Origin of the sequence: Pseudomonas nabeulensis (assembly GCF_004682045.1) — a bacterium.
Classification (GTDB): Bacteria; Pseudomonadota; Gammaproteobacteria; order Pseudomonadales; family Pseudomonadaceae; genus Aquipseudomonas; species Aquipseudomonas nabeulensis.
On the sequence record NZ_QUZT01000018.1, the window covers coordinates 21459 to 47945 of the forward strand.

General features: G+C 62.0%; 14 protein-coding genes. 4 read left to right on the plus strand and 10 right to left on the minus strand.

Features of this window, described 5'->3' with window-relative positions:
* Window positions 1–56: 56 nt before the first annotated feature.
* The 3 genes from DYL61_RS11885 to DYL61_RS11895 all read right to left on the minus strand — a co-directional run bounded on the left by DYL61_RS11885 (window position 57) and on the right by DYL61_RS11895 (window position 15652).
* Entirely contained in the window at window positions 57–7964 is a 7908-nt protein-coding gene (locus DYL61_RS11885; RefSeq protein ID WP_135308448.1) for a non-ribosomal peptide synthetase, read from the minus strand.
* Window positions 7965–7966: 2 nt separating this feature from the next.
* A complete protein-coding gene (locus tag DYL61_RS11890) occupies window positions 7967–14512 on the minus strand; it encodes a non-ribosomal peptide synthetase (RefSeq protein WP_135308449.1) in 6546 nt (2181 codons plus the stop codon).
* A gap of 156 nt (window positions 14513–14668) precedes the next feature.
* Entirely contained in the window at window positions 14669–15652 is a 984-nt protein-coding gene (locus DYL61_RS11895) for a TauD/TfdA family dioxygenase (RefSeq protein WP_135308450.1), read from the minus strand.
* Between the two features lie 187 nt (window positions 15653–15839).
* Between DYL61_RS11895 and DYL61_RS11900 the strand changes: the two genes are divergently transcribed.
* On the plus strand, window positions 15840–16091 hold the full coding sequence (locus DYL61_RS11900; protein WP_038846635.1) for a type II toxin-antitoxin system HicA family toxin: 252 nt from the start codon (window positions 15840–15842) through the stop codon (window positions 16089–16091).
* On the plus strand, window positions 16088–16453 hold the full coding sequence (locus tag DYL61_RS11905; protein ID WP_135308451.1) for a type II toxin-antitoxin system HicB family antitoxin: 366 nt from the start codon (window positions 16088–16090) through the stop codon (window positions 16451–16453). Before DYL61_RS11900 ends, DYL61_RS11905 begins: the two co-directional genes overlap by 4 nt.
* On the opposite strand, the gene DYL61_RS11910 is transcribed toward DYL61_RS11905, so the two are convergent.
* The 7 genes from DYL61_RS11910 to DYL61_RS11940 form a co-directional block, all read right to left on the minus strand.
* Window positions 16454–17626 carry an MFS transporter gene (locus DYL61_RS11910; RefSeq protein WP_135308452.1) on the minus strand — a complete coding sequence of 391 codons (1173 nt, stop codon included), beginning with the start codon at window positions 17624–17626 and terminating at the stop codon, window positions 16454–16456.
* 40 nt (window positions 17627–17666) lie between these two features.
* Window positions 17667–19022 carry an MATE family efflux transporter gene (locus DYL61_RS11915; RefSeq protein WP_135308453.1) on the minus strand — a complete coding sequence of 452 codons (1356 nt, stop codon included), beginning with the start codon at window positions 19020–19022 and terminating at the stop codon, window positions 17667–17669.
* 37 nt (window positions 19023–19059) lie between these two features.
* Window positions 19060–20043 (minus strand): AAA family ATPase, encoded by a 984-nt coding sequence (locus DYL61_RS11920; RefSeq protein ID WP_135308454.1) that lies wholly within the window; start codon window positions 20041–20043, stop codon window positions 19060–19062.
* Window positions 20044–20046: 3 nt separating this feature from the next.
* Window positions 20047–21090: an aliphatic amidase gene (locus DYL61_RS11925; RefSeq protein WP_135308455.1), complete on the minus strand. Its 1044-nt coding sequence runs from the start codon at window positions 21088–21090 to the stop codon at window positions 20047–20049.
* 15 nt (window positions 21091–21105) lie between these two features.
* Window positions 21106–21453 (minus strand): FmdB family zinc ribbon protein, encoded by a 348-nt coding sequence (locus DYL61_RS11930; protein WP_135308456.1) that lies wholly within the window; start codon window positions 21451–21453, stop codon window positions 21106–21108.
* Between the two features lie 2 nt (window positions 21454–21455).
* The gene (gene fmdA, locus DYL61_RS11935; RefSeq protein ID WP_135308457.1) at window positions 21456–22685 is read right to left on the minus strand and encodes a formamidase; all 1230 of its coding nucleotides are present in this window, start codon (window positions 22683–22685) and stop codon (window positions 21456–21458) included.
* 87 nt (window positions 22686–22772) lie between these two features.
* On the minus strand, window positions 22773–23504 hold the full coding sequence (locus DYL61_RS11940; RefSeq protein WP_193559435.1) for a GntR family transcriptional regulator: 732 nt from the start codon (window positions 23502–23504) through the stop codon (window positions 22773–22775).
* Window positions 23505–23617: 113 nt separating this feature from the next.
* On the opposite strand from DYL61_RS11940, the gene DYL61_RS11945 reads away from it, so the two are divergent.
* Together DYL61_RS11945 and DYL61_RS11950 are read left to right on the plus strand one after the other, a co-directional pair.
* Window positions 23618–24973, plus strand: coding sequence for a class-II fumarase/aspartase family protein (locus DYL61_RS11945; RefSeq protein ID WP_135308459.1), 1356 nt, complete (start codon window positions 23618–23620; stop codon window positions 24971–24973).
* Between the two features lie 199 nt (window positions 24974–25172).
* Entirely contained in the window at window positions 25173–26477 is a 1305-nt protein-coding gene (locus DYL61_RS11950; protein ID WP_135308460.1) for a cation:dicarboxylate symporter family transporter, read from the plus strand.
* Window positions 26478–26487 lie beyond the last annotated feature (10 nt).

Below are 26487 nucleotides of genomic sequence, written 5' to 3' on the forward strand. Positions count from 1 at the left end.
CACGGCCTGCGGGCACGGCATCCGCAATGCCTGGATGCGGTGCCCGCAAGGGAGCGCTAAATCAACTCATCAATTTCCTCTGTAGTAAGACGTTTGAGGGCCTCCAAAGATTTAGCCAATTCGCTGTGAATCGTCTGGCTCTGGTCTTGCTTGCCCGCTGCCACGCGGCAGAACGCCGCCAGGGTGGAATGCTCGAACAGCTCCCGCAGGTTCACCTCGATCGATAACTGTTCGCGTACCCGCACCACCACTTGCACCACCAATAACGAATGGCCGCCCAGTTCGAAGAAGTTGTCGGTCAGGCCAACCTGGGGCACTTTCAGAACATCGGCCCAAATGGCGGCCATCTGTTGCTCCAACGCCGAGACCGGTGCCACGTAATCCTGCTGCAGTTGGCTGATATCCGGCTGCGGCAGGGCCTTGCGATCCAGCTTGCCGTTGGCGGTCAACGGCAGCGCTGCCAACATCACCCACTGCGCCGGCACCATGTAACCCGGCAGGCTGGCACGTACATGCTCGGCCAGGTGGGTGCGCAGCTCGCCCAGCGCCTGGTTGCCGGCGTCGATCAACGCGAGGTCGCGAGGCACGCAGTACGCCACCAGTTGCTTGCCTCCCGCCCCGTCGACATCCACCACGACAACGTTGAGCAATGCCCCATGGCTTTGCAGGCGCGCCTCGATTTCGCCCAGTTCGATACGGTAGCCACGGATCTTCACCTGGAAGTCCGCACGCCCGATGTACTCCAACACGTCACTGTCCGGCTGCTGGCGTGCCAGGTCACCGCTGCGGTACAGACGCTCGCCAGGGCAGGCGCTGAACGGGTCCGGCACAAAGCTCAACGCGGTGCGCAACGGATCCCCCAGGTAACCACGCCCTACCCCAACCCCGGCGATATGCAGCTCGCCCGTTGCCCGCACCGGCATGGGTTCGAGCAGGTCATTCAGTACATACAGACGGTTGTGGTCGGTGCGCGTGCCAATCGGCAAATGGGCTTGCTCGCCGGTTGTGCGTACGCGGTACAACGCCACGTCATCGGAACATTCCGCCGGGCCGTAGGCGTTGATCAGTTCTACCTGCGGGTAACGTTCCAGCCAGCGCCGCGCCAGCGCCGGCGGCATGGCTTCGCCGGTGGTCAGCAGGTAGCGCAAGGCCGGCAATGGCACCGCCGGCAGTTCCAGCACGGCCTGGATCATCGCCGGTACACACTCCAACACGCTGACCCCGCTACTGCGCACGTGTTCCAGTAACCGTTGCGGATCCTGGGCAATGGCGTCCGCGATGATTTCCACCCGCGCCCCGCAAAGGGCGGCGGTCAGCAGTTGCCAGACGCTGATGTCGAAACTCTGGGAAGCGGTCTGGGCAATGACATCTGCCGACGACAGGCCCAGGTACGGGATCTTGCTCAACTGATTGTTGAGCATACCGGCCTGCTCCACCATCACCCCCTTGGGCACGCCAGTGGAGCCGGACGTAAAGATCACATACGCCAACAAACGCCCGGCATCCTCCGGCATGCCACGCAAGGGGTTGGCGAATGACGGCTGCGCCTGCACCTGCTCCCACACCAGCAGCGCCGGCGGCTGTGCGAGCCCGTCGAGCAACTGCTGCGCCAACGGCTGGCATGCGGCGTCGCACACCAGCACCGCCGCCTTGCTCAAGCCCAGCACCTCCACCAGGCGTTTGACCGGCAAGCTCGGGTCCAGTGACAGATACCCCCCACCCGCCTTGAACGTCGCGACGACCATGCCCAGCAACGGCAGGTCACGCTCGCCCAACACCGCTACCAGTCCATCGGCTTCGATGCCGTTGGCTTGCAGCGCTTGCGCCAAGTGGGTGGATTGTCGATCCAGGTCCTCATAACGCCAGCTGCGGCCCTGGCTACTGGCGGCCACGCGTTGGCGATGCTCCAGCGCACTGGCCGCGAACAAGCGAGCATAGCCCTGGCTCAGGGCAGGCGGCACGGCGTCGCTTCCAGCCAAGTCCCGGGTCAAGGCCGGCAGTTGGTGGAACGGTTGGTCCAAACCTTCGGCCAGGGTCAGCAACGTGGCCTGGAAGTCAGCCAGCAAGGCTTCGATGGTTGCCGCCTCGAACAGGCGCTGGTCGTAGGACAGGTGCAAGCCCAACACCTCGCCGGGGTATACCACCACGGTAATCGGATAGTTGGTGTGCGTACGCGAGGTGCCTGCCTGCACGTTCATGCTGGCCGCCTGCACGCCGACACTGGACTCCACCGGGGCGTTCTCGAACACAAACAGGCTGTCGAACAAGGGTTGGCCGGCACCGATTTCACTGCAGCCCTGGATGGTCACCAGCGGTAGATGCTCATGCTCACGCAGGTCCAGGTTGTGTTCGAACATCGCCTGCAACCAAGCCTTGGCAGATTGGCTGGAGCCTGCACCCGGCACGGCCACACGCAACGGGATACTGTTGATGAACAGCCCCACAGTCGCCTGCATTTCCGGAAACTCCACCGGGCGGCCGGCCACGGTGATGCCGAACAGCACGTCACGCTCACCGCTGTAGCGTTGCAACAGCATTGCCCAGGCGCCCTGCACCAGGGTGTTGACGGTCAGCTGGGCCGCTTGGGCCTTTTGGGCCAGGGCCGCGCTCTGTTCGTGGCTGAAGTAGACAATGCGGTCGTCGACCGTCGCCTCCCCCTGCTCACGGTTGATGGTGTGGTCGAACGGCAACGGCGTCGGCCGTTCGAACCCGCGCAGGTTGTCGCTCCAGAATGCCTTGGAGGCATCTTGGTCCCAACCTTCAAGCAGGGCGATAAAGTCGCGATAGCGCGACGGCACCGGCAACTGAACCTGCTCACCCTTGAGCAGGCCTTCGTAGACCTTGAAGAACTCGTCCACGATGCCCATCCGGCACCAGGCATCCAGCAGCACGTGGTGGTTGCTGAACACAAAACCGAAGCGTTCCGGCGCCAGCTGGATCAGACGCAGACGGAATGGCACCTCCCTGGCCAGGTCGAAGCCCTGGCGCAACTCCTCGGCCAATTCGGCGGCCAGTGTGCTTTCATAGTCGGCACTGTCGATGTGCTGCCAGTCATAGAACCGAATGACAGGCTCCTGTCGACGATGAACGATTTGCACCATGCGCTCACTGACGTCCCAATTGAACGACGTACGCAGCACCTCATGGCGCCCAACCACCACCTTCCATGCCTCCATGAAGGCGGGTACATCAATGCCATGCTCTACCCGGTAGCAGTACTGCATCATGTAGATGCCCGAGCCCGGCTCCAGCAAGGTGTGCAACAACAGCCCTTCCTGCATGGGCGACAACGGGTAGATGTCCTCAATGTCCCGCGCGGCGACTGGCAGGCGATCCAATTGTGCTTGCGTCAGGCGCGCCAGGGGGAAGTCGCCCGGCGTGACGCCCTGGTTGGATTCATCCAGGCAATGCTCGATCACCTCCTTGAGTGACTGCTCATAGGCGCTGGCCAGGTGTTGCAGGGTTTCTTCGCGGAACATGTCCCGGCTGAAAGTCCAGTCCAGGACCAACTCGCCGTTGTAGACCTGACCATTGATGCTCAGCCAGTTGCCCAGCGGTGCATGGTCGTCCTGGCGGCGACCGCAGTCTTCACTGGCCGGCACAAACAGCGCGCCCTGGTCGGGGGAGAAGCTGCCGTCGAACTGCCCCAGGTAATTGAAGGTCACCCGCGCCTCGGGCAAGGCCCGCAGCTGGCTGGCGTAGTCCTCGCCTCCCAGGTAACGCAGCACGCCATAGCCAATGCCCTTGTGGGGCACTTGCCACAGCTGCTGCTTGATGTGCTTGATGCTGTCGCCGACGCCGGCGTGGGGCGTGAGCCGAACCGGGAACAGGCTAGTGAACCAACCCACGGTACGGCTCAGGTCGATGTCGTCGAACAAGTCTTCGCGGCCATGGCCTTCCAGGGCAATGCTCACCCCAGGTTGCCCGCTCCACTGGCACAGCGTACGGGCCAGGGCGGTGAGCAGCAGGTCGTTGACCTGGGTACGATACGCCGCCGGCGCCAGCTTGAGCAGTTGATGGGTCAACCCCTTGTCCAGCCGCGAGGTGACACGGGCGGCCTGCAGAGTGGTCATGGCGCCGTCGGCTGAATCGCAGGGCAACTCCTGGCCGCCCTCTCCCTGGGCATTGAGCCAATAGTCGCGCTCCGCCGCCAGGGTGTCACTGCTGGCATAACGGCTCAGATGTTCTGCCCATTCCTGGAAAGAACCGGTCTTGGCCGCCAGAACCACTGGCGCGCCCCGACTCGCTTGGCGATAAGCCGTTTGCAGGTCTTCGAGCAGAACGCGCCATGACACGCCGTCCACCACCAGATGGTGGATCACCACCAGCAAGCGTTGCTGGCCGTCCGGCAGGTCAAACAGCACTGCGCGCACCAGTTGCCCCTGCTCAAGGTCCAGGCTGCCCTGGGCCTCGTCGGCGGCATTGGTCAGGTGGGCCGCGTCGTCCAGGGTGTTATGCCACAGGAGGGTCGATACCTTGGGTGCCTGGAACTCGGCTCGCCATTGCCCCTGTTGTTCACTGAAGCGCAGGCGCAAGGCATCGTGTGCCAGAACCACAGCCTGCAAGGCAGCCTCCAGGGCCGACGCGCTCAAGCGCTCGCCCGGGGTCAGCAAGACAGACTGGTTCCAGCGTTGGCGCTGAGGGATGGGCGCCTGGAAAAACCGCTGCTGGATCGGCAACAGAGGCACCACGCCGCTTGCCACCGATGATACCGACGCCGCACGGGGCTTTTCCTCGACCGGCCTGGCCACCTGAGCCAGCAAGCCGACGGTCTGTTTCTCGAACAGCTGCTTAGGTGTGATCTTGATGCCCTGGCGCTTGGCACGGGCAATGATTTGCAGGCTGAGAATCGAATCACCGCCCAGTTCGAAGAAGTTGTCGCTGGTGCCCACTCGATCCAGCTTGAGTACGTCGGCCCAGACGTTGGCGAGCTTTTCTTCAACGTCGCCTACCGGCGCCACATAGGGACGGCTGGTCACTTCGGGTTTGGGCAGGGCACGCTTGTCCAACTTGCCGTTGGGGGTCAGTGGCAACCGCTCCAACAGCAGGATATGGGCCGGGACCATGTAGTCCGGCAGTCGCGCCTGCAACTGTGGAGCCAAGGTCACGGCGTTGACACCATCGGCAGCTACGCAGTACGCCACCAGTTGCAGGCGTTCGGGATCGCTGTCCAACGCTTGCGCCAGGACAACGGCGTCCTGCACGCCGTCGAGTTGGCGCAACCATTCAGCGATTTCCCCCGGTTCAACCCGATAGCCACGGATCTTGACCTGTTCGTCGGCCCGCCCCAGGAACTCCACCCGCCTCTGTTCGATTCGGGCGCGGTCGCCAGCCCGATACAGTCGCTCGCCATGCCGCGCCTCAGGGTCTGGCACAAAGCGCTCGGCGGTCAGGGCTGCGCGCCCCAGATAGCCGTGGGCGACGCCCTGCCCGCCCAGGTACAACTCGCCTGCCACCCGTTCGGGGACTGGGTTGAGCCCGCCGTCCAGCACCCGCACGCAACTGTTGGCCAGCGGCTGGCCGATTGGCACGCTGCGGTAGCCGGCCAGGGTGTCACCCACTTCATGGGTGAGAATGCCGACCGTGGTTTCCGTCGGGCCATAGTGGTTGACCACCCGGCAATCGGGGCGCAGTTGGCGCACCTTCTGCGCAAGGGACCAAGGGCATGCCTCGCCCCCCACTATCAGCAATTGCCGAGGCAGCACATTCCCGGGGGTGGCGGCTTGCAACAGCCCCTGCAAGTGGCTGGGCACGATTTTCAGCACGTCGACCTGGTGCTCGCTCATGTAGGCGGCAAAACTATCGGGGTCGAATGCGTGGTCCTTGGACAGCAGGTGCAACAGGCGACCGGAGGCCAATGCACCAAACAGCATGGTGTGCCCCAGGTCTGCCGCCACCGTCGACGCCATGGCCATGCTGGCGCCTGCCGGCACGTGCAGACGGTCCAGCACGCCTTGCAGGTAGTTGGCCAACATCTGATGGCTGAGGACCACACCCTTGGGCTGGCCGGTGGAGCCCGAGGTGTAGATCACGTAAGCGGTTTGCTGTGGCAGTACGTCTACACTCACCGCTGCGTCACTGCATTCACGCCAGATGGACGGGTCGAAGGCCAGTACCGGGCAGGCGTCCAACCGGGCCAAGGCCTCATCACCCAACGGGCGAATCAACAACGCTGCCTCGCTGTCCACCAGCAACTGCTCCAAGCGCTCGGCCGGCTGGGCACCGTCCAGGGGCAGGAAGGCCGCGCCGGTTTTCAGCACGGCGAGGATGCTGGTCACCCACTCGATGGAGCGCTCCTGGGACAAGGCCACCAAAGAGCCAACGCCGACGCCCTGCTCGCGCAGGTACGCCGCCAATCGGTTGGCATGGCGCTCCAACTGCTGATAGCTGACGACCTGGGCACCGCAACGCAACGCGGGCTGGTCGCCCGCTGTCGCCAACGCCTGTTGCCACAGCCCGAGAAAATCTTGATGTGCGAAGGTGGCGACGTCGCCTTGCAGGGTTGTCGAGGCCATCGGCGGCTGATCGAGCAAACGGCTGCCAGGTGCCTGCGCCAACTGCTGCAACACCTGCTGCAACGACGCGGCAATGCGCTGGATGGTCGGCGCGTCGAACAAGTCGGTGGCGTAGGTGAAATAGCCCTCGATGCCCTGGGGGCTGTCGCTGAAGTCGAATGCCAGGTCAAACCGTGCATCGGCACCACTGAGCGGGAACTCTTCCACACTCAGTCCACTCAAGGTCTTGCGTGTATCGGCACTGCTGGCTTCGCCCGCGACATTCTGGTTGAGCTTGAACTGGAACAGCGGGTTGTGGCTCAGGTTGCGCTCCGGCGCAAGGGCGTCCACCAACTGTTCGAACGGCAGTTCCTGATGCGACTGGGCACCGCCTACCACCGCCTTGACCTGTTCCAGCAAGCCATTGAACGTGGCGCACTCATCGACCTGCACACGCATGACCTGGGTATTGATGAAAAAGCCGATCAGGCCTTCCAGGTCCTTGCGATTGCGTCCGGCGTTAGGCACGCCGACACGGATGTCCGACTGCCCGCTATGGCGCGACAACACCACGGCCACCGCCGCCAGCATCAGCATGAACAGGGTCTGGCCGTTCTTCTGTGCCAGGGCCTTGAGGCTTGCCGACAGCGCGACGGGCACATCGGCCCTGACCACGGCCCCCTTGTAACTGGCCTGGGCCGGACGCGGGCGATCCAGGGGCAGCTCCAGCACCGGCTGCTCGCCCCCCAACTGTTGCTGCCAGTATTGCAATTGGCGCTCGCCCTCGCCGGCCTCGAGCCAGGCGCGTTGCCAGATGGCGTAGTCGGCGTACTGGATCGGCAAGGGTGCCAGCTCCACGGTCCGCCCGCTCACAAGGCCGTCGTAACACTGCACGAAGGTTTCGATCATCAGTTCGCTGGACCACCCATCACTGACGATGTGGTGCATGCACACCGTCAACACATGATGGGTAGCGTCCACGCGGAACAACTTGACCCGCAGCAACGGGTCGTTGAGCAGGTCGAACGGGCGGCGCAGTTCCGCCTTGACCAATGCTTCAATGTTCGCCTGTGCATCGACCTGCGCATGCTCCAGGCTCACGTCGGAATGCTCAAGGATTTGCTGGTAGAACTCACCGTCCTCGCTGACCAACCGCGTACGCAGGGTTTCATGCCGCTGCACCAGCGACGCGAGCGCCTCGGCCAGGGCCGCCTCGTTCAATGCGCCCGTCAGGCGCACCGCCATCGGGATGTTGTAGAACGAACTGGTCGGTTCCAGTTGCCACAGGAACAGCATGCGTTGCTGGGCGTATGACAAGGGGATACGAGCCACGTCGTGGCGAGTGGCGGCAATGGGCAGCAGTTTGAAGCTCTGGCCGGTGGCGTGCATTTTTTCCAGGATCTGGCGACGCTGCTCCAGTGGCAGGCCGACGAAGCGCTTGGCAATCCGTTCAGCGGTAGTCTTATCCATGTTCAAGCCTCCGTCATTTCGTTCATCAGTCGCTCGATATCCGACAAGCCTTCATCGGTCAGCGACCGGCCGGCACTCTCCAGCGCGCGTGAAAATTCACTCAGGACGGGTGTTTCGAACAGTTGGCGAATTGGCATATCGATACCCAGTTGAGTGTTGATTCGTGAGATGGCCTGGGCTGCCAGCAGGGAGTGGCCACCCAATTCAAAGAAGTTGTCTTGCATGCCGACCCGCTCGATTCGCAGCACCATGGCCCAGATCTCGCACAGCTGGTGTTCCAGGTCGGTTTGTGGTGCGACATAGCGCGCCTGCATCTGTCGGGTGTCGGGGGCTGGCAGCGCCTTGCGGTCCAGCTTGCCATTGGGGGTCAGGGGCAACCCGGACATCCACATCAGGTAAGCGGGAACCATGTAGTCCGGCAGGCTGCTGCGAAGATCGTCGCGGATACGCCCCAACTGCGCGTTCTGCACCTCGGTATCGGCATGCAGAATCGCCGGATCGGCCGGCACCAGGTAACCCACCAATTGCTTGCCCAGTACGCCATCGATGTCGATAACCAGGGCGTCGGCAAGCAACGCGTGCTCCAGCAAGCGCGCGCTGATTTCCCCCAGTTCAATACGGAAGCCACGAATCTTCACCTGATGGTCGATACGACCGACGTACTCGATCACCCCATCATCGACGTAACGGGCAAGGTCGCCGGTGCGATACAGACGCCCGCCGTGCGGACTGAACGGGTCGGGAATAAAGCGCTCAGCCGTCAGCGCCGGACGGTTGTGATAACCCCGCGCCAACAGCCCGCCGCCGACCTGCAGTTCTCCGATGGCACCAGGGACCGTCAGGCCGGCACTGTTATCCAACAGGTAGATGGAGCGCCCGCCAAGGGCCTTGCCAATGGGCATCAGGGCCGGCGGTGCAACACTGTCGGCTGCGGCAAACGCCGTACAGTCGTGGGCGGTGACGGTGACGGTGGCTTCGGTGGGCCCATAGGTATTGAGCAGACGCACATGCCCAAGCCCCGCCTGTCTCCAGGCCACCACACCTTCCGGCGGCATGGCCTCGCCGCCCGCGTGCAACTGGTGAAGGCGCCCATAGTCCCGTGGGCCCTGGGCGGCGAAATCCTTGGCGAGCATGAACCAGTAGGCCGTGGTCAGGTCGACCACGCTGATGTCTTTGTCGATCAACTCGCGGTAGAAGGTTTCGCTGTCCCATAGCGCCGGCCCGCGAATCACCACCGATGCGCCACAGATCAGCGCCGGGTAGAGCTGCTCGACAAACCCGTCGAAATTGAACGTCGCGAACTGCAGGATGCGGTCGCTGGCCGACAGGTTGAAAAAACCCAGCGAGACCTGGGCGTGCAGGCTTAAGGAACCCTGGTTGATGCCCACACCCTTGGGCCGTCCGGTGGAGCCGGAGGTGTACATGACATAGGCCAGGGACTGCGGGTCGATGTACGTGGACAGGTTGCCCGCGTCGTAATCGGCCAACCAGTCACCCGGCTGATCGAGGCACAGGCTGGGCAGCCCTTCGGGTATCGGCAATTGCTGTTGCAGGCCGGTCTGGGTCAATAACAAGACAATCCCGCTGTCCTGCATCATGTAGCCCAGACGTTCGCGAGGATAGTCCGGGTCCAGAGGCACGTACGCACCACCGGTCTTGAGGATGGCCAGCAGGCCGACCACCATTTCCAGGCTGCGCTCCACCGCGACCCCAACCAGTACTTCCGGACCAACCCCCCATTCGCGCAGCTTGTGAGCCAAACGGTTGGCCTGGCCATTCAGCTCGTCATAGCTCAGTTGGGTGTCGCCCATCAGCAATGCAGGCGCATGGGGCTGTGCCTGGACCCGGGCTTCGAATAACCGCGCCACGGCGGTATCGGCCAGGTGCACAGTGGCTGGGCCCTGGCACCAGTCCTGTTCCAGGCGCGCTTGCTCGTGGGGCAGGAACAGCGGCAGACGGTCTACGCTTGTGTGCGGTTGCACCACCAGTGCCTGTAGCAGGTTCAGCCAGTGCGCGGCCATCTGCTCGATGCGGGCATGGTCAAACAGGTCACTGGCATACACGAACGTGGCCAGCACACCGTCAGAGCGTTCAACGGTGTCCAGGGACAAGTCGAACTGTGCCGTGCCTTCCACCAGGTCGATTTCCTCGGCGCTGACCCCGGCCAGGCTCTGCCCAGTGACTTGTTCTCCCAGGTCGCGCATGTGGTTGTACATCACTTGGAACAGCGGGTTATGCCCCAGGCCTCGCTCCGGGCCCAGCTCCTCCACCAGCACGTCAAAGGGAATGTCCTTGTTGGCCTGGGCCTGCAGGCTGGTTTCCTTGACCGACGCCAGCAACTGATCAAAGGTCGCGGCAAAGTCCACGCCCACCCGCACCACCAGGGTATTGACGAAAAAGCCGATCAAGCCTTCGAGCTCAAGGCGATTGCGATTGGTGACCGGCACGCCGATGTTGATTTTTTCGTTCGCGCTGTAGCGCGCCAGCAATAGGCCGAAAGAGGCCAGGAAGATATGGAACAACGTGGCATTGGCCTTTACCGCCAGACGGCGCAGACCGCTGGCCAGTTCGGCGGGCAGGCGCACGTCGACGCGCCCGCCGCAGTAGCTCTGGATCTGTGGCCGCACACGGTCGGCTGGCAATTCCAGTACGCTGAAATCATCTTCCAACTGGGCCTTCCAATAACCCAGCTGTGTGTGCATCTGCCCCTCTTCGAGGCGCTCGCGCTGCCAGGTGGCATAGTCGGCGTATTGCACCGTCAGCGGTGCCAGCACAGGCACGGGTTGCCCCAGAACCTGGGCGTTATAGCTGGCGATGCATTCGCGCACCATGACACTCATGGACCATCCATCGGACACGATGTGGTGCAGATTGAGCAACAGCAAGTGTTCTTCGGGGCTCACTTGCAGCAAGTTGAGGCGTAACAGAGGACCATTCGCCAGATCGAAGGGTTGCTGGGTTTCTTCCTGCAACCGTCGCTCCAGTGCCTCGCCCTGCAACGCACCGATGAACGCTTTGACCAGCGGCACCCGTACGCTGGGCAGTGGCTTCAAGTAGGGCACGCCCTGCTCTTCGACAAATACCGTGCGCAGGCTTTCATGACGGGCCACCAGCGCATCGAACGCAGCCTGCAGGGCCAACGTGTCCAGCGAACCACTGATACGCACGGCCATGGGAGTGTTGTAAGCCGCGCTGCGCGGGTGAATTTTCCAGAACAGCCATTGCCGATGCTGGGCATGGGACACCGCTAGCAGCTGCTGGCGATCCAGTTGCCGTATCGGCGCGTCATCAACCCCAGCCTGGCCGGTAACGGCGGCGCAGAAACTGCCCAGGTCAGCGCTGTCAAACAGCAGTCGCAAAGGAATATCCAGGCCCAACTGGCGGCGGGCCCGAGAGACAATTTGCGTCGCTAGCAAGGAATGCCCGCCCAGGGCGAAAAAATTGTCCCCGAGGCCGACACGCTCAACGCCGAGCACGTCTTGCCAGACTTGCGCCAGAAGCTTCTCCTGCTGCGTGACCGGCGCCGCGTACTGCGGCTCATCGCCCCCGAAACCGCAGACCGGCAAGCGACTGGCGTCGACTTTCCCGTTGGCCGTCAACGGCACTTCGTCCAGGAACAGGATATGCCCCGGAATCATGTGATCCGGCACAAACCCCTGCAGGGCCTGTTGCAGCGCCAACCGGGCCGCCTTTACCGCCGCCTCGTCCGGTAGCGCCTGGCTGGCAACCACATAAGCCACCAATTGCGGCGCATCCGGGGCGCCCGTTACCCGGACCAAGGCCTGCCTGACCCCCGGCAGGCCCTGCAAACGCTGCTCGACCTCCCCTGGCTCAACTCGATAGCCACGGATTTTCACCTGGTGATCCATGCGCCCGATAAACCGCAAGGCACCGACCGCGTCGCGGCGCACGAAATCCCCGGTACGGTACATGCGCGCACCCGCCGGGCCGAAGGGGTCCGGTACAAAACGTTGTGCCGTCAAACCCGGCTGCCCCACATAACCACGGGCCAGGCCCGCCCCGGCGATATGCAGCTCCCCCTGGGCACCGCCGGGCACCGGCAACAGGCTGGCATCCAACACCTCGACCCGCACATTATCCAGCGCAGCCCCCAGATGCGGCGGTTGGCCCATTACCAGCGGCGTGGTCAAGGCCCCCACGGTGGACTCGGTCGGGCCGTAGTGATTGATCACCGCAAGCTGCGGCGCGAATCCAGCAATACGCGCCAACAACCTTTCGGAGCAGGCTTCCCCACCCAGGATCAGGCACTGGCGCGGCAGCACCTCGGCACTGGCGTTGGCCGACAGCATCGCATCCAGGTGCGAGGGCACGATTTTCAGTGCATCGATCGAATGTTCATTCATATAGGCCGCGAACGCGTCGGCGTCCAGGACCCGCTCCCTGCTCAACAGGTGCACACATTTGCCGTTGCACAGCGCACCGTAAAACACCGTATGGCCAAGGTCGGCGGCGGGCGTGGAAGTCATTGCAAGGTGATGGATATCCGCGATGGGCAAGCGCAAGGACACGGCCTGGATGTAATTGACCAGCGCACCGTGCGTAACCGCAACGCCCTTGGGCGTGCCAGTGGTGCCAGAGGTGTAGATGATGTACGCCAGGTTGCCAGGCGCCACGGGTGCAGGCAGCGCTTCGATTGCCGTCTGCTCGATCCGGTCGAAGGCAATGGCCTGCACTCCCTCCGGTAACGCCCCCTCCCAATCGCCAGGAGCCAGCACCTGAACGACGGCCGCGTCCCGGAGCATGAAGGCCAGGCGTTGCTCTGGCTGATCAGGTTCCAAGGGCACGTAGGCCGCGCCACTCTTGAGCACTGCCAACATGCCCACCACCATGCCAAGGGAGCGGTCAGCCACCACACCAACAGCCTGCTCCGGCAAGACTCCGGCAGCCAGCAACTGTTGCTGTAATTGGCTCGCCTGGCGATTCAGTTGGGCATAACTGAGGGACTGCCCTTCATGGACTACCGCCAGGCGCTCGGGAAACTGCCGGGCAAACTGCTCGATCAACTCGTGCACGCCCAACTGGGGCTCAAGCCAGTCCGCCGCAGGCACCACCGGCACTGCATCGCCCAGGCAAAACTCACCGATGGGCATCGCAGAATCCTGCGCCAGACCGTGCAATACGCGCACCCAATGCTCCGCCAGGCGAACAATGGTGGGCCGTGCAAACAGCTCGGTGGCAAAGGTAAACGCGGCCTGCAACTGGCCGTCGTTTTCGACGGTGTCCAGGGCCAGGTCAAAGCGTGCGGTGGTCTTGGGCAGGGCGAGTTTTTCCAGCAGCAGCCCGGAGCGGGTGTTGATCGTCCCGATATCGGTCACGTTCGACTGATGGTTGAACAGCACCTGGAACAACGGGCTATGGGCGTTGCTTCGATCCAGGTTGAGCGCTTCCACCAGCTTTTCGAACGGCAGGTCCTGGAACGATTGCGCCTCCATGGCGCTGGCCTTGACACGACGCAACAGCTCGGCCGTATCGATCACGGGATCGACGACCGTATGCAGGACCTGAGTGTTGATAAAGCAACCAATCAACCCTTCTGTTTCAGGGCGGTGGCGGTTGGCAATAGGCACCCCGACTCGCTGGATGTTCTGTCCGGTATAGCGGTACAGCAGCAGGCTAAAAGAGGCCAGCAGCAACATAAACAGGGTAACGTTGTGCTTACGTGCAACATCCCTGAGTTGCGCCACCAATTGCGGATCGATGTCCACCCCGTACCGCTCACCCTGATGATCGGGTTTGGCGGGCCGCGAAAAGTCGGCAGGCAATTGCAGCACCGGATGCTCGTCACCCAGCTTGTCCAACCAGTAACCCAATTGCCGCGCCTGCTCACCGGCCTCCAGCCAGCTGCGCTGCCAGAGTGCATAGTCGCGGTACTGAATCGGCAAGGCCGACAACCCTGCGTCCTCCCCCATGCTCGCGGCCTCGTAAAGGCGCACCAGTTCATCGATCAGCACACCCATCGACCAACCATCGGCGACGATGTGGTGCAAGGTGACCAGCAGCAGATGTTCCTCGTGATTTTTTTTCAGCAGTTTGATGCGCAGCAACGGACCACTCACCAAATCGAAGGGCGCCAGCGCCTCGGCCCTGGCAAGGGTGTCGATCCGCGCGTCACGCTCGGCCCCCTGCTCCTGGGAGAAATCCATGAATTCAATGCCGACCTGACTCACCTCAACGACATGCTGGACGACTTGGTCTGCCTGCTCGCGAAACACCGTACGCAAGCTTTCATGGCGCATCACCAGAGCATCAACCGCACTTTTCAGCGCGTCCACGTCCAACGCGCCGTGCAGTTTGACCGCCATGGGCAAATGGTACGCACTGCTACGCGGATCCAGCTGCCAGGCGAACCACATACGCTGCTGGGCGTACGACAACGCATCGCGGTCAGCCACCTGCACATCGGACGCAATGGGGAAAAGCGAGAAGTCGACGTTCTCCGCCTCCAGGGCCTTAAGAAACAAAGACCGCTTCTGGGCAGGCAACTCGATGAAACGGCGAGCGAGCCGAAGTGAATCCTGGGTGTTCATTGCATTCCGTCCTTACTGATCTGCGGCCAGGCCTGCGGGCCAAGGCGTTTTCAGTAGAACGATCAAGCAAGGGGCTAATTTAGACAGGAGGACCACAGAGCGACCGTCTGCATGCAGCGCCGCAAGGCGCTGCTGCACGGGCACCTGGCCAAAGGTTCAGCGCGGTTGTTCGGTATGCCCCTCGGCCATCGCCACCACCACTTTGCGTGGCCCGGTGAAGGGCGAACGAGCGTGGGCGGCCAGCATATTATCCAACATCAGCACATCGCCCTCCTGCCAGGGAAAGCTGATGGCGCAGCTATCCAGCACCCGCCGAACCTCATCGAGTACCTGGGCCTCGATCGGCGAGCCATCCCCGTAGTAGACGTTACGAGGCAGGTCTTCCTCGTCAACGATTTCGAGCAACGTCTCGCGCACTTCCTGCGGCAGGTTGGAAACGTGAAACAGATGGGCCTGATTGAACCAGACCCGGTCCCCGGTAGAGGGGTGAATGGCCACGGCCTGGCACACCTGGCGGGTACGCAACTCACCGTCGTCCTTCCATTCCCATTCAATGGCATGGGCCTGGCAATAGGCTTGCACCACACTGCGGTCATCGGTATTGAAGACTTGCTCCCAGCCGACATCCAGGCCGTTGCCATAGTTGCGCACATACATCAGGCCCTTTTCGACAAAGCGCTGACGGATGTACTCGGGCATACGGCGGTAGACTTCACGGCTGTCGGCAATGGGCGTCTCACCGCCGGTCTGTGCGGCAACCACGCTGTAGAACCAGATCTTCATCGGCCATTCGAGGGTGTAGGCCTGCTCGTTATGCAGCGGAATACTCTGGTGTGCCGGGTATTCAGTCGAGGTGTACACCCCTTGGGTCACGTTACTGCGGGGCGTGGAACCAAACTCGTAATTGAGCAACGGGTGACCGAACGATTGGGCGAACAGGCGAAACTCATCCACGCCTCCCACCTCAAAGCCGCGGAACAAAATCCCGCCACTCTGAGGCAGGTGCTGCTCCACCAAAGGTTTCAGCTCGGCGAATACGTCCATCAAGCCGAGGCCAGCCTCGGGCGCCTCGATTAACAATGGCAAGCTGCCCCGCTCGCTCAACAACGCAGAAACGTTGAATTCCAACAATACGGTCATGTCGCTCCACTCCAAAGGCACGTCGTCCCTATAAAACGAATCGAGCGAGGAAAAATTAGCGCGAGGTGGGAGGCCGGGAGGGGTGTCATCAAGGGTTACATCAATCCCGAGAAAACCACGCAAACCCGAGCTAGCATTGACGGACACCACTTTTTGCAACTACATTTAGTTACACGCAGGGAACGCCGTGTCCAAAAATGAAAAGCTGCTCGCCAAATTGCTCAATGAACATATGGCATTTACCTGGCCCGAACTCGTTACGCTGTTGCGACGACTGGGCTACACACAGATTGAGGGGGCGGGAAGCCGGGTCAAGTTCGACATCGGCGACCCCAGTGCAATGATCACCCTGCACAAGCCTCACCCCGGCAACGAACTGAAACACTACATTCGGCGCCAGATCATCGAACAATTGAAATCAGGAGAACTGATTCAGTGAACAACCAACTGAAACACAATGGCTACATCGGCTCCATCGAAGCCAGCCTCGAAGACAACTGCCTGTTCGGCAAAGTGCTGTTCATCAAGGCACTGGTGAGCTACGAAGGCAAAACCGTCGCGGAGCTGGACGCCGCATTTCGCGAAGCGGTGGAAGACTACCTCGCGACCTGCCAGGCGCTGGGGCAAACACCCGAAAAACCTTGTAAAGGCTCTTTCAATGTTCGCGTCGGCCACGACCTGCACCTGGCGGCGGCCCTGGCGGCGACCCGCAAGAAAGTGACACTCAACGACCTGACTCGCCAGGCACTGAACGAGTTTCTGCAACATCACAGCGCGGATACGTGTCCGGCACTTGGCTGATCAGCCCAGCCGCCGATACCCCAACACCGCTGACCCCATCACCACCGCTCCCGCCACCAGCGCCACCCAGAACCCGCTGGTGGCGCCAAAGTGGTCGATCATCCAACCGGAGCTGGCGGCACCGATCGCTACACCGATGCTGAGGCCGGTGATCAGCCAGGTCATGCCTTCGGTGAGGCGGCTCGGTGGCACAACCCGCTCCACCAGCGCCATCGATACGATCAGGGTCGGGGCGAAAAACAGGCCGGAGATAAAGATCGCCGCCGCCAGTCCCGGAATGTTGGTGACCAGCAGCAACGGCAAAGTGGTCAACGCAGTAGCCACGCCACAGAACAGAAACTGTCGGGCCAACGGCGCCTTGAGCTTGAGGGTGCCGAAGGCCAACCCGGCCAGGCATGAACCAATGGCGTACACCGACAGCACAATGCTTGCCGCCGCCGGCTGGCCCTGGTGCTGGGCGAACGCCACGCTGACCACATCGACCACGCCAACGATCACGCCCATGGCCAACAGCAGGATCATCAGGATCAACACCGAAGGCGAAGCGATCAGCCAACCGCTGTGATGTTCGTGATGCTCATGCACCGGCGGCTCGGTCTCACGTTGCAACACAAACGTGGTCACACCCACCGCCAGCAGCAACGCCGCAACCAACGGCCCCGCTTCGGGGAACAGCACCACACTCAACCCCACCGACATCGGCGGACCAATGATGAAGCACACCTCGTCGAGTACCGATTCCAGGGCAAATGCGGTTTGCAGCTTGGGTTGACCGCGATACAGTTCGGTCCAGCGTGCCCGCACCATCGCCGACATGTTTGGCATGCAGCCGGCCACTGCCGCGAACAGGAACAGCGTCCAGTTCGGCGCCTGCAAGCGAGTACACAGCAACAGCAATAACAATGCCCCGCCGCCGATCAGCGCCGCGATGGGCAATACCCGCCCCTGGCTATACCGGTCCACCAAGCGCGAAACCTGTGGCGCACAAAACGCCGTAGCCAAGGCAAATACCGCCGCCACCGAACCCGCCAGGCCGTAGCCGCCGTGCACTTGGGACAGCATGGTGATCAAGCCGATACCGGTCATGGACACAGGCATGCGCGCCAGCATGCCGGCCAGTACAAAAGCACGAGCGCCAGGCACCTGAAACAGCTCGGCGTAGGGGTTTGCCATGGGTTAAACGCCTTCAAGCCTTAAGTTGCGCCACCTTTTATCACACCAACCGCGTGATCTGCTTGTGCCGCCATACCAATCGGTAATACGCGGTCTGCAAGGCCAACATCGCCAGGTAAGTCACCGGAAACGCCATCCACACCCCTTCCAGGCCGAAGTGTGCGTTGAGCAGGTAGGCCATCGGCAACTCAACACAGAGTACGCAGAAGATCGAGATCGCCACCGGCATCAACACCACACCGCTGGCGCGCATGATCCCGCCCACCACCGCCTGGAAACCGAACACCAGGATGCTCCACAGCATGATGTGCAGCAGGTGTTCAGCCTTGATCCGTGCCGCATCGTCGGTAATGAACAGACCCAGCAACCAGTGGGACAACACGTAGCCCAGCACGATCAGGCCACCAGTCAGGCAAGTGTTGATCAACAACCCGGTGCGCAGGATCGGCCCGATACGTTCCAGACGCCCGGCGCCAATGGCCTGGGCGCCGAGGATCGAGGCAGTGATAGCAATCGACAGCGCCGGGAACTGCACATAGTTGACGATCTGTGTCACCGCGCCATACGCCGCCGTGGCCTGGGAACCGTGGCTGTTGACCAGGGCGAGAATCACTAATTCCGATAGCGACAACACCACCATCTGTAGGCCGGTGGGCAGGCCGATGCGTAGGACCTTTCCCAAAATCACGCGATCCAGGCGCAAGGCGGCGATCAGTTCCCTGTCCGGCGCCATCACATGATTTTTATGGCGCAGACGCAGGACCAAAAACACCATGGCCAACGCGTTGCCCACCAGCCCGGCGAATACCGCGCTCTGGATGCCCAAGGGCGGCAGGCCGATCCAGCCGCGAATCAGCGCTGGGGTCAGCAGCAAGCCCACCAGGGTCGAGACCATCAGCGCCAGCAACGGCGAGACCGTATCGCTGACGCCACGCAACAATTGGGTATAGAGGATGAACACCAGCAACAGCGGCATGATCAACATCATCATCTGCGCGTAACCCACCGCATCGTCCAGTACGTCAATGGGCGTGCCCAACGCCTGCAACGCTGGCCGCGCAAAAAGGCTGCCCAACACGGCCGCAATCACCCCCACCAACGCCCCCAACGTCAGGGTGGCGCCCGTGATCACCTTGACCATCCCCGTTTCCTGGGCGCCCCAGGCCTGGCCGATCAACACCGAGGCGCCCGCCCCCAAGCCGATCACCAGGGCGATAAAGAAAAACACAATGGGAAACATGCCCGACACCGCCGCCAGCGCCTGGGTGCCGAGCATTTGCCCGACATAGATGCCATTGAGGGTGCCGGAAAAACTTTGCAGGAAGTTGGACAGCACCATGGGTGCCAAAAAGATCAGGTAGACCTGCCACAGCGGACGTTGCAAAGGGCTTTGCATGAAAAACGGGGCCTCGGATAACTAAAGCGTCCGAGGGTTATACCGTAATTGGATCCCACCTTCCTGTGCTTTCGGGTTCAACCACCAGGCCGGCGTTGCGCACCGTCGCAATCAAGTGCCGAGCGCCGCTTTGCAGCAGGCATTCGGCAAGTGCCGGCTCCAGCTCCACCCGCAAGCGCCTGGTCAGCGCCCTCGCGCCAAATCGCGCGTCGTGCTGGCGGCACAACCAGGCCTTCGCCTGCGCATCCACGCTTAACCTGCGCTGTTGCGCTGCCAAGCGTTGGTTGAGTTTGCCCAGCTCCACGTCCAGCAGCGCATCCAGCCACTGAATATCGATAGGCTCGAACATCAAGATACGATCAATGCGGTTGAGAAACTCCGGCTCGAAATGACCGTGCAACGCCTCTTCCAACACCGCCGCTTCATCGCGTACAAAACCACGCACCACGCGCCGCCACCCCTGGGCAAACCGCTGGCGATGGCGCCGCGCCTGCTGCGCGCCGATATTGCTGGTCATGAAGATCAGGCTGTTGCGAAAGTCCAGCGTGCGCGTACCCCCGGCCAACGTGAGCTGGCCGTTTTCCAGGATGCCCAGCAGGCTGCGCACCACTTCCTTGCTGGCCTTTTCCAGCTCATCGAACAACACGATGCCCGGCCGACTGTAGGTGCCCTGGATCAACTCGCTGTTGAACAGGCTGATGCCCTCCTTGCTGCCCACATACCCCGGCGGCGCGCCGGTCAGGGCTGCCGCGTAATGTTCCTGGGCCAGCGTATGCATGTCGATACGGCAAAAGCCATCGCTGCGACCGTGCAGCGCCTGGGCCAGCAGCCGCACGATCTCAGTCTTGCCCACGCCGGTTGGCCCCATGAACAGGTTGACACTCAGCGGTCGATCACGCTCGCCGATATCGGCCTTGACCACCTTGAGCAACCCCTCCACCTGGGCCAACGCCGCGTCCTGGCCGACGATGCGACTGCGCAGCAACGCCATCACCTGCGCCGGTTCAAAGGTAAAGCGCATGCCCTACCCCGCAGTCTTTTCTTTACCGCCATGGGGCAGTTGCCCCACCGGGCACTCGGCCACACCGACGGTGCTGCGAGTGATTTTTTCCACATTCTCCTGGGCCTTTTGCGCGTCCAGCACCCAGGTGCGATAGAACTCGAAAGGACAGTCCGCCATGCCCTTGTCGCCATCGCCCGAGGCATGCATGCCGGTGTAGCCGCGATGCAGCAATTTGAACAGATGGTTCTGCGACTGATCATTGGCCCGCGCATCGCGAATCTGCGAGATCGACAACTGCGCATACTGGATGCCCATCTCTTCTTCGCCGCATTCGCCCAGGGTGCGCCCATCAAAACCGATGATCGCCGAGTGGCCAAAGTACGAATACACCCCGTCGAAGCCGGCCGCATTCGCCACGGCCACATAGCAGTTGTTCGCCCAGGCCATGCTCTTGGACATCTGCACCTGCTGCTCCTTGGCCGGGTACATGTAGCCCTGGCAACGCACGATCAGCTCGGCGCCCTTCATAGCGCAATCGCGCCAGATTTCCGGGTAGTTGCCGTCATCGCAGATGATCAGGCTGATCTGCATGCCCTTGGGCCCCTCGCACACATACGTGCGGTCGCCCGGATACCAGCCTTCGATGGGGCACCACGGAATGCACTTGCGATAACGCTGCACGATTTCGCCGAGGTTATTGATCAGCACCAACGTGTTGTACGGCGCCTTGTGCGGATGTTCTTCGTGGCGCTCGCCGGTCAGGGAGAACACACCCCAGGTATTCGCCTGGCGGCAGGCCGCCGAGAAGATCGCAGTTTCCTCGCCAGGAATGCTCGCGGCGGTGGCCATCATCTCGTCGTGGTCGTACATGATGCCCATGGTGCTGTACTCGGGGAACACCACCAGATCCATGCCGGGCAAGCCCTGCTTCATGCCGACAATAATTTCGGCGATCTTCTTCGCGTTATCGATGACTTCGGCCTTGGAATGCAGGCGCGGCATCTTGTAGTTCACCACCGCTACACCGACGGTGTCCGGGCTGCTGGAAATGTCGCCATGGCGCATTGCAACGCTCCTGTTCTAGTGACTGATCATCCACGGCCGTGGGCCGGTCCTGGTCTTGAGGCCCAAAGGGTTGGCCTTGCTCGGCACGACTTTTTTACTCGTGCCGCAGCAACTGCAACCGGCCGGGTGCCGGCGGCTTTCCTGGTATTCGCCCACGGTTTGCGGCGCATTGGCGCTGCGTTCGTTGCCGGCGATGGCCTTGCGCTGGTGGGCCGACAAGGTTTGCAGCGCGGGAGCGGACACCAGCAGGTGCCCGCCCGGCCCTTCGCAGTACGGGCACTGGCTGGGTTCGTTGCGCTGGGCGATAGGCCGCAACATCGTGAAGGTGCCGCACGCGGCACACGTGTATTCATAGGTCGGCATGGCTACAGGTCCGGGGCGATGGGCAAATCGATGCTGCCGTCGAGGAATTTGGTCGGGCCGTTGGCATTCGGGTTGATATCGAATTCGAAGATTTCCGTGGGCAACCACAAGGTGGCGCAGGCATTCGGAATATCCACCACACCGCTGATATGCCCCTGCACCGGTGCCGAGCCGAGCAGCGCATAGCCCTGGGCCGGCGAGTAGCCGAACTTGGTCAGGTAGTTGATCGCGTTGAGGCACGCCTGGCGGTAGGCGATATTGACGTCCAGGTAATGTTGCTGGCCCTGTTCATCCACCGAGATGCCTTCGAAGATCAGGTAGTTTTTGTAGTTCGGCGTGATCGGACTGGGCTTGAACACCGGGTTCTTGATGCCGTACTTGGCCATCCCGCCCTTGATCAGCTCGACCTTCATGTGCACCCAGCCGGCCATTTCAATGGCGCCGCAAAAGGTGATTTCACCGTCGCCCTGGCTGAAGTGCAGGTCGCCCACCGAAAGCCCGGCACCGTTGACGTAGACCGGGAAGAAGATCTTCGAGCCTCGGGACAAATCCTTGATATCGCAGTTACCGCCATGCTCGCGCGGTGGCACGGTGCGCGCGCCGGTTGCAGCGGCATCGTCACGGGCCTGGCCTTTCATCTTGCCCATATGCGCCGTAGCCGCCAGCGGTGCGTTGGCCAGCGGAGGGACGCGAGTGGGGTTGGTGTCGATCAGTTCCTGTTCGCGACGGTTCCAGTCAGCCAGCATCACCGGGTCGGGCAAGCAGCCGATCAAGCCAGGGTGAATCAGACCGGCAAAGTTCACCCCCGGAATGTGCCGGGAGCTGGTGAACATGCCCTTGAAATCCCAGATGGCTTTTTGCGCGCTGGGGAAGTGATCGGTGAGAAAGCCGCCGCCGTTCTGGCGCGAGAAGAAGCCGTTGAAACCCCATTGGGAATCGGCCTTGGCGCCGATGTCCAGCAGGTCCACCACCAGCAAGTCACCTGGTTCGGCGCCGTGCACACCCACGGGACCAGACAGGTAATGCACGGTGGACAGGTCCACATCACGCACATCGCTGGCGTCGTCGTTGTTCTTGATCGCGCCGGCGGTCCAGTCGTAGGTTTCCAGGATGAAGTCATCCCCCGGCTTGACCCAGCAGGCCATCGGGATATCCGGGTGCCAGCGGTTGTGGATCTGTTCGTTTTCAGTGACGGGTTGGTTGAGGTCGACTTTGATCAGCGTTTCGGTCATGGACTGGCTCCTGGACGGATGACATTGCGTGCGATCCAGTCTCGTGGAGCCAGGTAAAACGGGGAATACGTTGGATGACGTATGGGGTCAGAGCTTGTCGCGTTTCATCTGCATGGTCAGGGTGAAACGGTCGGCAGGATAGATCGATTCCGCCACCGCAATCAGCACACCATTTTCATCGCGGTATTGGCGGATGATTGCCAGGCCCAACGCACCGTTTTGCGCCTTGAGGCTGGTGGCCAACTCGGCGCTGAGCTGCACCGGGCGCACCTGTTGGTCCACCACATCGATATGTCGTGAGTAGGCTTTGCCGATCAAGGCGGCGATCAATTCATCGGGGTGTTTGCGCGCCTCAGGGATCACATCGACATAGGCCTGCTCGGCGTAGACGTCAGTCCAGCACAGCGGTGCATTACCGTCGCCGGCATCCACCTTGATGCTCGACACACAGAAGTAATGCCCGCCCGGCTCCAGGCCCAGGCGCCGCGCCAGGGCAATATCCGCGACAAATTCACGTACGCCCTGGATATCGCGAATGTGGGTTTCAGCCACTTGCACCAGGTCGGCCACCGAGGCCATCGCCTGGGAATAACCGCCCTTGGGCGATGAGGCCTCGACCCGCGTCCCCACGCGCTTGCGCCGCGAGACCATGCCCTGCCCCTGCAACTGGTCGATGGCCGCACGCACGGTGTGGCGGCTTACCGCGTACAGCGAGCACAGCTCGAATTCCGTCGGCAACAACGACCCCACCGGGTAATGGCCGCTGCCGATGTGTTCGATCAAGTCCTTGGCAACCGCCGCATAACGCCTCTGGCTCACGCTTTCCATTTTTACCCTCGCTGACGAGTTGACAGTGTATCAGCACACGCGCAATCATAATGTACGGACATATTAAATATGTATGGTTTAAAAATAACAATTAGGATTTTCCCATGTCGAGTACCGTTTTTGATTCCGCCCTGTTCCGCGACATGTTCGGCACCGCCGAAATGCGCGGTGTGTTCTCCGATAAAGCGTTGATCGAGCGCTATATCGAAGTGGAAGTGGCCCTGGCCCGCGCCGAAGCCCGCTGCGGTGTGATCCCGGCCGAGGCGGCCGAGCAAATTGCGGCGCTGTCGCGCTACGAGGCGCTGGACCTGGCGCTGATGCAACACGAGACCGAGATCGTCGGCTACCCGATCCTGCCGCTGGTGGAGCAACTGTCGAAGATCTGCGGCGAAGCCGGGCGCTACGTGCATTGGGGCGCCACCACCCAGGACATCATGGACACCGCCGTGGTCCTGCAAGTGCGCGCTGCGCTGGCCATTGTCGAGCGGGATATCCAGGCGGTGCGCGGCCTGCTCGCCGGCCTCGCCGAGCGCTATCGCGACACGCCAATGGCCGGCCGTACGCACCTGCAACACGCGTTGCCAATCACCTTCGGCTACAAGTGCGCGGTGTGGCTGAGCATGTTCGATCGCCACGCCGAGCGCCTGGTGGAGCTGCGTCCACGGGTAGAAATCGGCCAGTTCGCCGGGGCAGCAGGCACCCTCGCCTCCCTCGGCGACAAAGGCCTGGAAGTGCAGGAAGCGTTGATGGCTGAACTGGGCCTGGGCGTGCCGCAAGCCACCTGGCACGTGGCCCGCGATGGTCTGGCCGAAACCCTGAACTTCCTCGGCCTGGTCACAGGCTCCTTGGGCAAGATCGCCCTGGACATCATGATGATGATGACCAGCGAACTGGGCGAAGTGTACGAGCCGTTCGTCAAGGGCCGTGGCGCCAGCAGCACCATGCCGCAAAAGCGCAACCCGATTTCCTGCGAACTGATGTACGCCGCCGCCAAGGGCGTGCGCCAACACGCCGGGCTGATGCTTGACGCAATGATCCAGGACTTCGAACGCTCCACCGGTCCGTGGCAGGCAGAGTGGATTGCGATTCCGGAAGCCTTCGCCCTCAGCGCTGCATCGCTGGGCCAGGCGACCTTTATGCTCGCAGGCCTCGAAGTGCGCCCCGAGCGCATGCGCAAGAACCTCGACATGACCCAGGGCCTGATCGTCGCCGAAGCCGTGATGATGGGCCTCGCCCCGGCTCTTGGTCGCCAGGTTGCCCACGATGTGGTGTACGCCGCCTGCCGCATGGCCAACGACCAGGGCACCAGCCTGCTCGACGCCCTGCTCGCCCAGGGTGAAGCCACCGCGCAACTGGACGTGGCCGAACTGCAACGCCTGACCGACCCGGCCAACTACCTGGGGCTGGCGCCGCAGATGGTGGATATCGCGCTGGCGCGTGAAGGGGCGGTCAAGCGCTAACCCCAATCCAATGAAGATCCAATGGAGATCCAATGGAGATCCAAATGTGGGAGGGGGCTTGCCCCCGATGGCGGTGTGTCAGCCACTAAACATGCCAACTGACACTCCCTCATCGGGGGCAAGTCGAGTCGTCGCACCGCCCCTCCCACAGGGGATCTACGGCGCTACATAGAACCATAACAACAATGAGATCACAGACATGTCATCCACCCCTGCTAAAAAACCGCTGTACAAGGACCTGACGTTCCAGGTCGTTGCCGCCATGTTCCTCGGCATTGCCTTCGGCTTTCTCGCCCCCGAGATGGCCGCCAGTTTCAAGATCCTCGGCGATATCTTCCTCAAGCTGATCAAGACTGCCGTCGCGCCGTTGGTGTTTTTCACCGTGGTCCACGGCATTGCCTCGGCCGGTGATATCAAGCGTGTCGGCAAGGTCGGCCTGCGGGCGCTGATCTACTTTGAAGTGGTGTCCACCATCGCCCTGGCCATCGGCCTGTTGTGGGGCAACCTGTTGCAGATCGGTTCCGGCATGCACGACGCGCACCCAAGCAGTGCCGCCGCCGCGGCCGCCAGTGCTGCGGTCGCCAAGGGCCATGCGCCCGCCTCGACCATGGACTTTATCTACGGCATCTTCCCCGACAACTTCGTCGGTGCCTTTGCCGGGGGTCAACTGCTGCAAGTGCTGGTGATCTCGGTGTTGTTCGGCTTCGCCCTGCTGGCGCTGAAACCCGAGCGCCGCGAAGTGATCGAGGACGGCCTGAACCGCATCTCCGAATGCTTCTTTGAATTCATCAACCTGATCATGAAGTTTGCGCCCCTGGGTGCCTTCGGTTCGGTGGCCTACGCGGTGGGCAGCAACGGCACCGCGGTGCTGATGTCGTTGGCCAATCTGGTGTTGATGTTCTACGTCGGTATCGCGTTCTTTATTTTTGTGGTGCTGGGCGCGGTATGCCGGTTGAGCGGTTTCAGCCTGTGGCGTTTCCTCACCTATATCAAGGATGAGATCTTCATCGTGCTCGGCACCGCTTCGTCGGAAAGCGCGCTGCCGCGCCTGCTGCAAAAACTCGAGAAGTTCGGGTGTTCCAAGCAGAGCGTCGGCCTGGTGCTGCCTACCGGTTACGCGTTCAACCTCGACGGCACGTCGATCTACATGTCGCTGTGCGTGTTGTTTATCGCCAATGCCTACGGCGTGCCGCTGAGCTGGGAACAACAGCTGGGCATCATCGCGATCATGCTGGTGACATCCAAAGGCGCGGCGGCGGTATCGGGCGGCAGTTTCGTGGTGTTCGCCGCGACGGTGACCGCCATCGGCGTGCTGCCGGCGGAAGGCCTGGCGCTGCTGTTTGGCGTGTACCGTTTCATGTCGATGGCGATTGCTACCTGCAACACCATCGGTAACAGCGTCGCAACCGTGGTGGTGTCGAAGTGGTCCGGCGAGTTCTCCGAGCAGACCGCCAAAGTCGAATATCAACGGGTGCTTGGCCGTGCTGCCGGCGCGGCGTTGTAAGGGAGCGCCT